General features: G+C 40.5%; 8 protein-coding genes, 2 tRNA genes and 1 pseudogene. 6 read left to right on the top strand and 5 right to left on the bottom strand.

Annotated elements, in window-relative coordinates; translation table 11 throughout:
• The first annotated feature begins 8 nt into the window (after nt 1-8).
• Nucleotides 9-1193, top strand: a complete 1185-nt coding sequence (locus tag HCG49_RS05555) for a M20 family metallopeptidase (protein WP_168468552.1) — start codon at nt 9-11, stop codon at nt 1191-1193.
• Between the two features lie 148 nt (nt 1194-1341).
• Here the strand turns inward: HCG49_RS05555 and HCG49_RS05550 are convergent, their stop codons facing one another.
• Nucleotides 1342-1812, bottom strand: a complete 471-nt coding sequence (locus tag HCG49_RS05550; RefSeq protein ID WP_072764031.1) for a hypothetical protein — start codon at nt 1810-1812, stop codon at nt 1342-1344.
• Between the two features lie 536 nt (nt 1813-2348).
• On the opposite strand from HCG49_RS05550, the gene HCG49_RS05545 reads away from it, so the two are divergent.
• From HCG49_RS05545 to HCG49_RS05535, 3 genes are all read left to right on the top strand, one after another.
• Nucleotides 2349-5651: an amidohydrolase family protein gene (locus HCG49_RS05545; protein ID WP_168468551.1), complete on the top strand. Its 3303-nt coding sequence runs from the start codon at nt 2349-2351 to the stop codon at nt 5649-5651.
• A gap of 283 nt (nt 5652-5934) precedes the next feature.
• Nucleotides 5935-7188 carry a mechanosensitive ion channel family protein gene (locus HCG49_RS05540; protein WP_168468550.1) on the top strand — a complete coding sequence of 418 codons (1254 nt, stop codon included), beginning with the start codon at nt 5935-5937 and terminating at the stop codon, nt 7186-7188.
• A 392-nt stretch (nt 7189-7580) separates the two neighbouring features.
• Nucleotides 7581-7653 (top strand) — tRNA-Met (locus HCG49_RS05535).
• Between the two features lie 215 nt (nt 7654-7868).
• Here the strand turns inward: HCG49_RS05535 and HCG49_RS05530 are convergent.
• The 3 genes and pseudogenes from HCG49_RS05530 to HCG49_RS05520 all read right to left on the bottom strand — a co-directional run bounded on the left by HCG49_RS05530 (nt 7869) and on the right by HCG49_RS05520 (nt 9619).
• Nucleotides 7869-8805: pseudogene (locus HCG49_RS05530) on the bottom strand (ISL3 family transposase).
• Nucleotides 8806-8824: 19 nt separating this feature from the next.
• Nucleotides 8825-9178 (bottom strand): transposase family protein, encoded by a 354-nt coding sequence (locus HCG49_RS05525; RefSeq protein WP_168468549.1) that lies wholly within the window; start codon nt 9176-9178, stop codon nt 8825-8827.
• Nucleotides 9179-9546: 368 nt separating this feature from the next.
• Nucleotides 9547-9619 (bottom strand) — tRNA-Met (locus HCG49_RS05520).
• Nucleotides 9620-9804: 185 nt separating this feature from the next.
• Here HCG49_RS05520 and HCG49_RS05515 point away from each other — a divergent pair.
• A complete protein-coding gene (locus tag HCG49_RS05515) occupies nt 9805-11286 on the top strand; it encodes a Na+/H+ antiporter NhaC family protein (RefSeq protein ID WP_168468548.1) in 1482 nt (493 codons plus the stop codon).
• A gap of 48 nt (nt 11287-11334) precedes the next feature.
• On the top strand, nt 11335-12216 hold the full coding sequence (era, locus tag HCG49_RS05510) for a GTPase Era (RefSeq protein WP_168468547.1): 882 nt from the start codon (nt 11335-11337) through the stop codon (nt 12214-12216).
• Nucleotides 12217-12259: 43 nt separating this feature from the next.
• On the opposite strand, the gene HCG49_RS05505 is transcribed toward era, so the two are convergent.
• The gene (locus HCG49_RS05505) at nt 12260-12754 is read right to left on the bottom strand and encodes a GTP-binding protein (protein ID WP_205764347.1); all 495 of its coding nucleotides are present in this window, start codon (nt 12752-12754) and stop codon (nt 12260-12262) included.
• Nucleotides 12755-12806: the final 52 nt, after the last annotated feature.

The following is a 12806-nucleotide window of genomic DNA, read 5'->3' as shown; positions in this document are numbered from 1 at the left end:
TAATAGAAATGGGATTAAAGGAGAAAATAAAACAATTGGCAAAAGGGTATGCGAACGACTATGTGGAGGTGAGGCGGTATTTGCATAGCCATCCCGAGCTTTCCTTTAAGGAGTATAAAACAGCGGCTTTTGTAAAAACACAATTGTTGGCAATAGGAATAGATTCCATTGAAACTGTTGCGGGAACTGGATTATTGGCAAGTATAGAAGGGAAAACAAAGGGAAAAACAATACTCCTAAGGGCCGATATGGATGCGCTTCCTATTCATGAAAAAAATGTAGTATCCTATGCTTCCCAAAATGAAGGGGTTATGCATGCTTGTGGCCATGATGCCCATATGACTTCCTTATTGCTAACGGCAAGAATCTTATTTGAACTGCGAACAGAATATTCTGGCACTATAAAATTATTGTTTCAGCCCGGGGAAGAATTGATGCCCGGAGGCGCAACCTTGGTAATGAAAGAGCCTGCCTATAAAGCCTTGGGTAAGGTCGCTCATTTAGGGCATCACGTTATACCTAATCTGCCAGTAGGAAAGGTAGGTTTTAGGGGAGGGCAATTTATGGCAAGCATGGACGAAATATACCTTACAGTAAAAGGAAAGGGCGGACATGCTGCGGTGCCCGAAGAATGTATAGATCCTATTCTTATAGCATCGCATATTATCGTGGCGGCCCAACAGCTGGTTAGTAGAATGGCTTCGCCCAAAACACCAAGCGTATTGTCTTTTGGAAAAATTATTGGCGATGGTGCCAATAACGTGATCCCCGATGAGGTAACCATTGAAGGTACTTTTAGAACCTTTGACGAAAACTGGCGGACAGAGGCCATTGAGAAATTAACCAAATTGGTAACGGCCATTGCCGATGGGATGGGAGCAGAGTGTATCGTAGATATTCCCAAAGGATATCCACATCTGCGGAATGATTTGGCCTTAACCGAATCAATGAAAAACAGTGCCAAAGGGTATTTGGGAGAATCACAAGTGGAAGATTTAGAACCATGGATGGCCGCAGAAGATTTTGCCTTTTATACCCAAAAAAATCAAGGCTGCTTTTATTTGTTGGGGGTTGGGAATGAAAACAAAGGAATTACTTCCGGATTGCACACCCCTACTTTTGATATAGACGAATCTGCCTTGGAAATAGGAGGCGGATTAATGGCCTGGTTGGCCGTTCAAGCGCTGTTGTAGAACCTGTTCCTGTCTGAGGTAAAAATACAGTGGTGTAAAATAAAAAGAGGCATCCAAAAGTGGATACCTCTTTGATAGGTGTTGTTAGGAATCTTTAGCGTAGTTAGGTCAATGTCCGTGCCTAGTGCTAAATTCCTGAAGCTATTATTTAAAACTGGTATCTAATCCCCAAAGCAATATCTAAATCCAGGTCGTCTGAATAACTATTATTAAAACCAAGTTCTGGTCTCATATCCAAGGACAATATAAGGGGGAAATCAAAATTGTATTCAATTCCAATATCACCTGCAATAAGTGCAAACGTACCATCACCGTTCGGAGAATCGTAAGAACCTAGTCCGGCACCAGCACCCACAAACCAGTTAAAGCCACCTTCAATATTCATAACCCACTGGTACAAGCCTACAAGTTTAAAAGCATCTACATTGTTAGAGTCTCTCCAACCTAGATCAAATTCTAATCTGTTGTTTTCGGAAAGCAATCTTTGGTAGGAAATTTCCCCTCCAAATCCGTCATTATCCCCAATTCTCAGTCCCAAAGCATTGTTGGAAATAGCTTGAGCATTAGCGCCGATAGCAGTTAAGGTGAACACAGTAAATAAAACTAATAATTTTTTCATGGTTCTTAATTTTTATGATTAATGCTGGCAAAGTTACTGTATATTCTATAGGTTTTATAAAATTAGGATTATTTTATAATATCAATAAGAATAGGGGGTAGGCCCTGTATTTATGGTTTAGCGGGAATAAGATTCCATCTAAAAGCTATTCATTCTGATAAACTCAAATATCTAAAGGTTTTTGACATTCTACTCTGGGCGTTCCCTCCTTTGTCGGGCGGGCCCTTGGCTATATCCCTTGCGCTGCTGCGGGGATGCCGCCGCGGTCCCTAACGCGGGTTTATATCAAAATGTAGCCACTAAACCTTAGTGATCGTCCAAATTATTGTTGCATTTCCGTAGGTAGTACAGTACAAAACCTTGAACCATAATTAAGGTATCAATAGTTGTTTAAGTAAAATAAACAAAAAAAAAGGATTGTGGGGTTTTAACAGTTCAAACCAAAACATTGTCGGGCAAAACTCAATAAGAAAAAGGCATATTATGTTTCTATTAAGTACATTTGGAAATTCTATAATTAACGACTCATTAGAACAATGAAAAACAGTATCCTTTTTGCACTGCTCCTACTTAATTGTATAACCTCCTATTCCCAAGATAAAGAGGAGGCCAAAAAAGAAAGTTGGGAGGTATCCACTCCAGCACTTCCTTATAAAAATGTATCCATCACCTCGGACGAGGGTTCTTGGATGAGCCTCGATGTAAGTCCAGATGGCACTCAAATAGTATTTGATATGCTTGGTGATATCTATACGATTCCTATCACTGGTGGTGATGCCACCCTGATCAGGGGAGGACATGCCTTTGAAGTACAGCCCAGATTTAGTCCAGATGGCAAAAGCATTAGCTTTACCAGCGATGCTGGTGGGGGAGACAATATATGGGTCATGAATACCGATGGTACTGATGCAAAGCAGATAACCAAAGAAGATTTTAGATTGGTAAACAATGCGGTGTGGTCCGTTGATGGGAACTATATTTTCTGTCGAAAACATTTTACTGCAACACGTTCCCTAGGAGCGGGTGAAATTTGGATGTACCATAAATCTGGAGGAAAGGGTATTCAGCTTACAAAAAAGAAGAACGATCAGCAAGATGCTGGAGAGCCTTGGGCATCACCCGACGGCAAGTACGTATACTTTAGTGAAGACGTGTACCCAGGAGGTTTTTTTCAGTATAACAAGGACCCTAACAGCCAGATTTATGTCATTAATAGATATAACCTAGAAAATGGCAAAATAGAAAAGGTTACCGGTGGTCCTGGAGGTGCCATACGTCCAGTGATATCACATGACGGAAAGCTAATGGCTTTTGTCAAGAGAGTAAGGGAAAAAACGGTACTTTACCTACACGATCTTGCCTCAGGAAAGGAGTGGCCTCTATACGATCAACTTAGTAAAGACCAACAAGAAGCATGGGCCATCTTTGGGCCATTCACCGGATTCAATTTCACACCAGATGATCAACACATTATTATCTGGGCTCAGGGGAAAATCAAAAAAATCGATATTAAATCCTTAAAGGTTACCGATATCCCTTTTTCTGCCACGGCAGAACACAAAATAGTAAATGCGCTTAAATTTAAAAACGACCCTTCCCCGGAAACCTTTAATCCAAAGGCTATACGCCACGCGGTAACTTCTCCGGATGGTAAAACTTTAATTTTTAACGCGGCCGGGTATTTATGGAAAAAGGCACTTCCAAATGGGGAGGCAGTTCGCCTTAGCTCAGGGACGGATCTTGAATTTGAACCTTCCTTTTCTAAGGACGGAAAATACTTGGTTTATGTGACTTGGAACGATGAAAATATGGGAGCTATACAGCGGTTGAACCTAAGCTCATCCAAAAACAAACCTGAACAATTAACCACAGAGAAAGCCATATACAGAGAGCCTTCATTTTCGCCAAAAGACATTAATCGCATTGTGTACCGGGAAGAGGAAGGAAACGGGAACCAGGGGTATGTAAACACCAAAGAACCCGGTATTTATTTATTAGATGTTGTTAAGTCCAAAAAATCTGGTATCAAGGCCACCAAGAAATTAGTTGTAAAAGAAGGTCAATTTCCTTCTTTCAACAAGGATGCCAATAGGATATATTACCAAACTGGGGGGTATCTATTTGGGGAATTAACCAAAACCCTGAAAACAGTCAACCTAGATGGAAAAGCACCTAGGGAATTAGTGAAATCTAAATACGCACAAAGAATTATTCCAAGTCCAGACGATAACTGGGTAGCCTTTACCAATTTATACAAAGTGTATATTGCGGCCCTTCCAATGACAGGGAATACTATTGAATTGGACGGAAACGCGACAAATGTTCCTGTGGCCCAGGTAGCACGTGACGCGGGAATTAATTTGCATTGGTCTGACAATAGCACTCAATTGAATTGGACCCTAGGTGACGCATATTTTAGTGCCGACATTAACCAAAGATTTCTCTTTTTGGAAGGTGCTCCGGATTCCATACCAAAATTAGATACCGTGGGTGTTAAGATTGAGCTAAGCCTGCCTACGGATAAACCACAGGGAATGATTGCTTTTACGGGAGCAAGAATCATTACTATGGATGGTGATAAGGTTATAGAAAATGGTACCCTACTGATCAAGGACAACAAAATTATGGACCTTGGTGCCAAAAATGCCGTTAGCATCCCTGCTGACGCTAAGATCATTGATGTAAGTGGCAAAACAATTATGCCCGGATTAATAGATGTACACGCACACCTTGGGCATTTCAGGTTCGGAATTAGTCCACAAAAACATTGGCAATATTATACCAATTTGGCCTATGGTGTTACCACTACTCATGATCCTTCGGCAAATACTGAAATGGTGTTCTCACAATCGGAAATGGTTCGTGCTGGAAATATGGTGGGCCCAAGGATCTTTTCTACAGGGATCATATTGTATGGAGCAGAGGGAGACTTTAAAGCCACTATCAATAATTTGGACGATGCGCGCTCGGCCATTCATAGAACAAAGGCATTTGGCGCATTTTCTGTAAAAAGTTACAACCAGCCAAGAAGGGACCAAAGACAGCAAATTATTAAAGCTGCCCACGACAATGAGATAGCGGTGGTTCCAGAGGGAGGTTCCACATTCTTTCACAATTTGTCCATGATTTTGGACGGACATACCGGAATAGAACACAATATACCCGTGGCCACTGTTCATAAAGATGTTACCCAATTATGGGCTGCTAGTCAGACCGGATACACCCCTACTTTGATCGTTAATTATGGCGGATTGAATGGGGAAAACTACTGGTACCAGACTACCGATGTATGGGAAGATGAAAAACTTTTAAAGTATACCCCAAGGAGCATCATTGACGCTCGTTCTAGGCACCGTACCATGGCACCGATAAAAGAATATGAAAACGGTCATATCCTAGTTTCAAAAAGCGTCAAGAAATTGGCAGATGCAGGCGTTAAGGTGAACTTGGGCGCTCACGGACAAATACAAGGCCTTGGAGCTCATTGGGAACTATGGATGCTGGCACAAGGAGGAATGACCAATATGGAAGCTTTAAAAGCAGCAACCATAAATGGAGCCAATTATTTGGGAATGGACGATTATTTGGGCTCACTAAAGACAGGAATGTTGGCAGATTTGATCGTTTTGGATAAAAACCCTCTTGAAAATATTCAAAATTCCAACTCTGTCATCTATACTATGATTAACGGTAGATTATACGATACGGAAACCATGAACGAGGTGGGGAATTATGAAAAAGAAAGAGGTGCATTTTATTGGGAAATGAATGACTATGCTCCTGCTTTTGACTGGCATGGGGAAACCCGAACAGGTTGCTCTTGTGAATCTGGTCATTAAGAAAAGAACTATAATACTGTTCACATTACTAACAAAAAGCTTCAAGGAAACTTGAGGCTTTTTTTATAGCCTTAATCTAGGGAGGGAACTATAAGGACCGGATAATGTATTCATTATTTGGAAGAACTACTTGGGCCAGTGCTTCGAAATTTAAAGTTGCCAAAGGTTAAATCAAAACCTTTAATAAGCGTTTCAGTTTATATTCCAATCTTTTGCTATCCTAACGTTGCTTTTTCATTTTCGAAACGATAGTTTTGTTTCTTATTTCTTTAACCCTCTTACAATGACTGAGCAAAAAAATCAATTTTTTGTTGATTATCTTACTAGTATAGGAGTTTCCCAAAACCTCGCCGAATATCTGAATCTTTTCGGGCTTTTTATACTTACCGTTCTGCTAGCCTTTTTATTGGATCTCCTAATTTGGAAAGTTCTAAGAATAATAACTGTCAGAATAGCTCGGAAATCAAGGACAAATTTTGACAACTTCTTGGTTACTAACCGGGTACCAAGGTATATCGCTCATATTATTCCGATGCTATTGGTCTGGGAGGCCCTGCCTTTTATCTTCCTTAATTTTTCTTATTTAGAAGGTATAGTTTCAAAAATCACTTTAGTCATTGGAGTCCTCTTAACACTTCAAATCACCAATAGTCTCTTACGAAGTGTCAATGACTACCTAAAGACCTTGGAGCGGTTTAAGGACAAGCCCATCAACAGTTATATTCAGGTATTCATGATATTTGCCTGGATTGCAGGTATCCTAACAGTCTTTGCTATTGTGTCAGGGACCTCCATTTGGAAGTTTTTTACCGCTCTTGGTGCTGCTTCAGCCGTTATACTATTGATTTTTAAAGATTCTATCCTGGGATTGGTAGCCAGTATACAGGTAAGTATTAATGATATGCTACGCATTGGGGATTGGATTACCTTTGATAAATATGGGGCAGATGGAAATGTTATGGAGATAAATTTAGCAACTGTTAAGGTTCAGAATTTTGACAGGACCATCACCACCATTCCTACCTATGCATTAATCTCGGATTCCTTTAAAAACTGGAGGGGCATGCAAGAATCTCCTGGAAGACGCATAAAACGTGCGCTCATCATTAAACAAAATAGCATTAAGTTTTTAAGCCCGGAAGAGGTCGAGGCCTTGATGAAAGTTCAAATCATCCAACAATATATTTCCGATAGAAACGATAAGATAAATAGCTATAATACGGAAAACAATAGGGATAAGGCTTTGGCTATCAACGGTCGTAACCTCACCAATATAGGTGTTTTTAGAAAATATGTAGAAACTTATTTGGAAAACCATTCGGCCATCAATAAAAAGATGACCCTTATGGTAAGACAACTAAGTCCGACCCCTCAGGGAATCCCCATAGAGATCTATGCTTTTAGTAGTGATAAACGATGGGCAAACTACGAATATATTATTGCCGATATTTTTGACCATCTGTTGGCTGCCGTTCCTTATTTTGATCTTGAGGTCTATGAACTTCCCACAACTTTTTCTATGCAAAAAGAAAAATAATTTTTTTTCACCTTAAGTTAGGTGTATGTGAAAACGAGTTTGGCCTTTGCAGTAAATGTCACGTTATAGAGTAGTAGGTGGCTCTTTGTGCTCCTATCCGCCCGAGGCGGACACTGGTTCCAGGTCTACTAGTTAGAAGCAATCTTCCCGAATCGAAAAGAAAAAAACTTTTTTCGTCTTTAGTTAGGTGTATGTGAAAACGAGTTTGGCCTTTGAAGTAAATGTCACGTTATAGAGCAGTAGGTGGCTCTTTGTGCTCCTATCCGCCCGAAGCGGACACTGGTTTCAGCCCTGCTAATTACATACATTCTTCCCGAATCGGAAAGAAAAAAACTTTTTTTCGCCATTAGTTAGGTGTATGTGAAAAAGAGTTGTACTTTTGCAGCATATATCGCGGGATAGAGCAGTAGGTAGCTCGTCGGGCTCATAACCCGAAGGTCACTGGTTCGAGTCCAGTTCCCGCTACAAAGAAAACCAGCTAGAAATAGCTGGTTTTTTCGTTTTACGTAAAAGCAATGCTCGCATTAGCTTTGGAGGGAAACAAAAAACGGGCGCAAAGCGACCATGGTTTTCTTTGTAAAGCCACCCTCAAGGCCCTTTCCGCAGTGAAACGAAGGAAAGAATCCAGTTCCCGCTACAAAGAAAAAGCCTCTAGGAAACTAGAGGCTTTTTTTATACTTTTATTTCAAGAAATTGGTATGGAAGAATTCTACATTTTTTACACCTCTGAACTGCACCCTAAATGCTTTGATCTTGGCATTGAATGATTCTGCCGAGGCATGCGTACTTTTGTTTATAAAATAGTTCAGGATTGATCTGTAATTAACGCTGATACTGTTAGCCACTGTTTGGAAGCTTTTAAAGCCCGAAGCCTCTACGTCTTTGTGCCAGTTTCGTGTATGCCGTTTGTATAGTAGTGGCCGTATTGAATATGTTCCTGAGCCCCTGCGCAAGATTGAAGGCGACCTTTATATCGGGATATTGGGCGAACAATATTTTACTTCTTTCGGATTGGTTCTGCGTCCAATTGTTTGGTGATTTGTAAAGTAGGTACCTACTTCTGGCTAAGAGTTGTTTTCTAATGTCCCCATTGCTAAACTCTTTTGGGACGAATGTCCCGTTCTTTGCCCTGGCCTCTATAATCTGTTGGTTCTCTTGGTCTATGGCCTCCCATCGGTGTTTGATCCGAATGTCCTGAAGGGCCTCCAGTGCCAGTTTTTGCACATGGAACCTGTCCGTTACCTGTATCGCCTTTGGGAAGCAGGTCTTGGCGATGGTCTTCATGGAGTTGGCCATATCCAGAGTGATTTCTTTGACCATGGCCCTTTTCTTGGCCGATATCTTTAACAGCTGCTCTATAATCGGCCCCACCTTGGTACTGGAGAATATGGCCACTATGGACCCTTTCTTGCCCTTGGCTTTTTTATTGGTGATTATGGTGTAGAGTTCTCCTTTGGAGAGTGCTGTTTCGTCAATGGACAGATTAGGCCCTATGTTTTCGGGGAATATAAGCCATTGCTTGGCATGGGATTTCTCCTTCCACTGCCTGAAATCGCTTAGATAATCCCTAAACTGTCGCTGTAGTTTTTTGCCGTTTACCCCATAGAATTGGCTGATGGTATGACAGTCATTTGCTTTAGTACTGACCAAGTACTTTTAAAAAAGCAGCGAACTCTACGGTCATACGAGTTCCCTGGGCCACCAACTCCCAATCTCTTTGCACGGCTTGCCCCGTGGCCTTGTCCAGCCAACGGCGGCGCTTAATGTGGAGAAAGACCGACTTTCCCCGTAATGGGAAATCCTGGACGACGATCTCCTTATGAAAGCCATGATCTTTTAAAATGCGGTGTTTTTCTTCTTTAGGGGTATCCTCTTTTTCTTCAAAATATAAATGAAGCGTACCATCTTCAGTTTTATGGGAAACTAGTTTAAAGTGGGTAATTAATAGTTCCGGCAGTATAAGCTTTAATAGGTCGATAGATAATTCCAATGCTGATCGTTTTTCTGCAAATATCGAACTCCTATTTCAATTCACACACAACTTTTGAGCTTGATCCAAACAAACATTAATCATAAACACAATAATTAGTCATGATCCAAATGGATTTTTTTAGATATTTTTATAAATTCCGATTTCGCTAATACACATAAAAAAAACCTCTAGTTTCCTTGAAGCTTTTCCTTTGTAGCGGGAACTGGATTCTTTCCTACGTTTCACTACGGAAAGGGCCTTGAGGGTGGCTTTACAAAGAAAACCATGGTCGCTTTGCGCCCGTTTTTTGTTTCCCTCCAAAGCTAATGCGAGCATTGCTTTTACGTAAAACGAAAAAACCAGCTATTTCTAGCTGGTTTTCTTTGTAGCGGGAACTGGACTCGAACCAGTGACCTTCGGGTTATGAGCCCGACGAGCTACCTACTGCTCTATCCCGCGATATATGCTGCAAAGGTACGCCCTTTTCCCATTCTACCAAACATAAAACAATTAAATTTTAAATTATTTTTTATAGGCTTGCGCTGAGTTTTAAAAATGAGGATGTTGTAGTCTAGTTTCTAAAATCTTTCTATTTTGTACCCCTTATTAATAACTAACCTGCAATTCTAATTCGCCCCTTATTTATGGATACCTACGGTTTTCTTTCCATTTTACCACCTGTAATAGCTATTGTGTTAGCACTCAGAACTAAACAAGTGTATATAGCCTTGCTTTTTGGGATATGGATTTCATGGGTGATCATCAACGATTGGAATTTTTTTACCGGAACCCTTGCTGCAATAGAAGGATTGGTAAATGTATTTAAATCGGCCGGAAATACTAGAACCATCATGTTTAGCGCCCTTGTGGGAGCCCTGTTGCTGTTTATTCAGTATTCTAAAGGGGTAGAAGGGTTTGTAAACGTATTAAACAAGCTTATCGCCTATTTTGAAAAAAAGCAAAGTGGGTATAGTAGGGTAGTGGTACAACTTTTGGCCATGTTTACGGGTATTCTATTGTTCGTAGAAACGAGTATAAGCTCCCTCACAGTAGGTACCTTGTATCGTCCCATCTTTGATAAATTAAAAATTCCAAGGGAGAAATTGGCCTATATAGCCGATTCTAGTTCTGCGCCATCTTCTATTTTAATCCCTTTTAATGCCTGGGGAGCCTTTATTATGGGGTTACTATTGACCCAAGGTATAGAAAACCCATTTGGACTTATGATTTCTTCGATGGCCTATAATTTTTACCCTATTCTGGCTATCCTCATGGTGTTTTTAGTAATAGTTTTCAAAAAAGACATAGGGCCCATGGCCAAAGCCGAAAAGCGGACACGCGAGACAGGGAAATTATTAAATGATAATGCCAAGCCTATGTTATCTAGTGAGGTAACCTCCTTTGAGTCTAAAAAAGGAATAAAGGCTAAGGCGTATAATATGATAGTTCCCTTGGCGACCATGGTGTTCATGATGCCAATTAATTTGGCGTTTACCGGTTGGGATGCTGTTGAGAATGCTGTTTCCTTTTCCGATCATGTGTTTAAAGCTATCGGAAACGGATCGGGGTCTTCCTCTGTATTATACGCCGTGCTGACCGCAATTATAGTGGCCATGGTTTTGTATAGGGCCCAAGGTATCATGAAAACCAAAGAAATGGTCGAGTTGGGCTTGAAAGGGATTAGTGAGTTAATGCCCTTGGCCTTATTGATGTTATTGGCTTTTGCTATTGGGGATGCCTGTATTGAATTGGGGACAGGGCCGTTTGTAGCCAATTGGTCCAAAGAATGGTTGTCTCCTGCATTTTTACCGGCTATTATATTTGTGATCAGTTCCTTTGTCGCCTTTTCTACCGGTACTTCTTGGGGTACTTTTGCCATCATGATGGCTATTGCGATCCCTATGGCAGAAATTCACGGCGCCCCATTGCCCTTAGTGGTCGCTGCTACTTTGGGAGGTGGAATTTTTGGAGATCATTGCTCTCCAATATCCGATACCTCTATCATTTCTTCTATGGCTTCGGCCAGTGACCATATAGATCACATCAATACCCAATTGCCATATGCCCTTATAGGCGGACTCATCACGGTTGTGTTATATGTAATTTTAGGCTTTATTATGATTTAAATACTAGGATTCCACTACCTTTGCACTTATAAAAGATAAAAAGAGAACATGTCTCATAAAGCAGGATTTGTAAATATTATAGGAAATCCCAACGTAGGGAAATCTACCCTAATGAATGCCTTTGTAGGTGAAAAATTATCCATAATCACCTCCAAAGCACAAACAACCCGTCACCGTATATTAGGAATTGTCAATGGAGACGACTTTCAGGTGATACTTTCCGATACCCCCGGTATTATAAAGCCTGCCTATGAATTGCAGTCTTCTATGATGGACTTTGTAAAGTCGGCCTTTGATGATGCGGATGTTTTAGTTTATATGGTAGAAATAGGGGAGAAGGCGCTAAAAGACGAGCGTTTCTTCGAAAAAATTAAAAATAGCCCTATCCCTGTATTGTTGCTTCTTAATAAAATTGATGTTTCCCAACAGGGAATATTGGAAGAGCAAGTACAATACTGGCAAGAACAATTGCCAAAAGCAGAAATTCACCCAATTTCTGCCTTGCAGAATTTTAATGTAAAGGAAGTCTTTTTGCGCATTATAGAGCTGTTGCCAGAAGCACCTGCCTATTATCCTAAAGATCAGTTGACCGATAAGCCGGAACGCTTTTTTGTAAATGAAACGATTCGTGAAAAAATCCTTCAGTTTTACAAAAAGGAAATTCCATATGCGGTAGAAATAGAAACGGAAGAATTTTTCGAAGATGAAAAAATTATCCGGATGAGGGCAGTAATCATGGTAGAGCGCGAAACGCAAAAAGGAATTATTATTGGTCACAAAGGTGCCGCCTTAAAACGGGTAGGGGTAGAGGCCAGAAAAGATCTAGAGAAATTCTTCGATAAGCAAGTACATTTAGAGCTGTATGTAAAAGTAAATAAAAATTGGAGGAGCAATCCTAACCAATTAAAGCGATTTGGATATAATAATTAATCCTGAAAATTGTGAAAACCAGCCCCTAATCGACGAAAGTTGATTAGGGGTTTTTTAATGTTTTTTTTATAAATAGAATCAGCTCCGCTACTTGTGGCTTTCCTTTTCTTTTTCCATGCAGGCCAAAAAAGTAAAGCCCCGCCCAAAGGGCAAGAACAAAAGCAAATAGCCCCATTTGCAGTGCTATGGCTTTGTGTAGTACATGATGGGTATAGGCCCAAATGGCAATAATGATCAATAAGGTGACGGCACCAAAGTGTAAGAACATAAAAAATGTCCATAAAGTGGGGTTTGGACCAAATAATCCATTAATAAGGCAGTGGTCCTTATCTTTTTCTAAAATTTCTAATTGAAGTTGGGGCGACCAAAAGTGAGAGGCTTGAGCGTCGAATTTTATGAAAATATGATCGTCTGATCGCTTGACAATAAATGGGGAAACCCTGCTTTTTTCGAAGGACGCAAGCGTTTTTTCCTTCGATAGCGGATGGGTTAATTGAAACCTTGAGCCTGAGGCAATTTCATTGGAAATAAGGGTCACTTTTTCGGTATAACGAAGTAGGATAAAAAGATACTATATTTCTTCGGATTTA

The sequence above is a fragment of the Arenibacter sp. 6A1 genome (assembly GCF_012272855.1).
Classification (GTDB): Bacteria; Bacteroidota; Bacteroidia; order Flavobacteriales; family Flavobacteriaceae; genus Arenibacter.
The sequence above is the reverse complement of the archived record's forward strand: the minus strand, read 5'-3'. Positions and strand labels throughout refer to the sequence as shown.

Coding starts and splice junctions, on each gene's coding strand:
- HCG49_RS05550 (WP_072764031.1), bottom strand. CDS start 1,812: ATGAAAAAATTATTAGTTTTATTTACTGTGTTCACCTTAACTGCTATC.
- HCG49_RS05515 (WP_168468548.1), top strand. CDS start 9,805: ATGGATACCTACGGTTTTCTTTCCATTTTACCACCTGTAATAGCTATT.
- HCG49_RS05555 (WP_168468552.1), top strand. CDS start 9: ATGGGATTAAAGGAGAAAATAAAACAATTGGCAAAAGGGTATGCGAAC.
- HCG49_RS05545 (WP_168468551.1), top strand. CDS start 2,349: ATGAAAAACAGTATCCTTTTTGCACTGCTCCTACTTAATTGTATAACC.
- era (WP_168468547.1), top strand. CDS start 11,335: ATGTCTCATAAAGCAGGATTTGTAAATATTATAGGAAATCCCAACGTA.
- HCG49_RS05540 (WP_168468550.1), top strand. CDS start 5,935: ATGACTGAGCAAAAAAATCAATTTTTTGTTGATTATCTTACTAGTATA.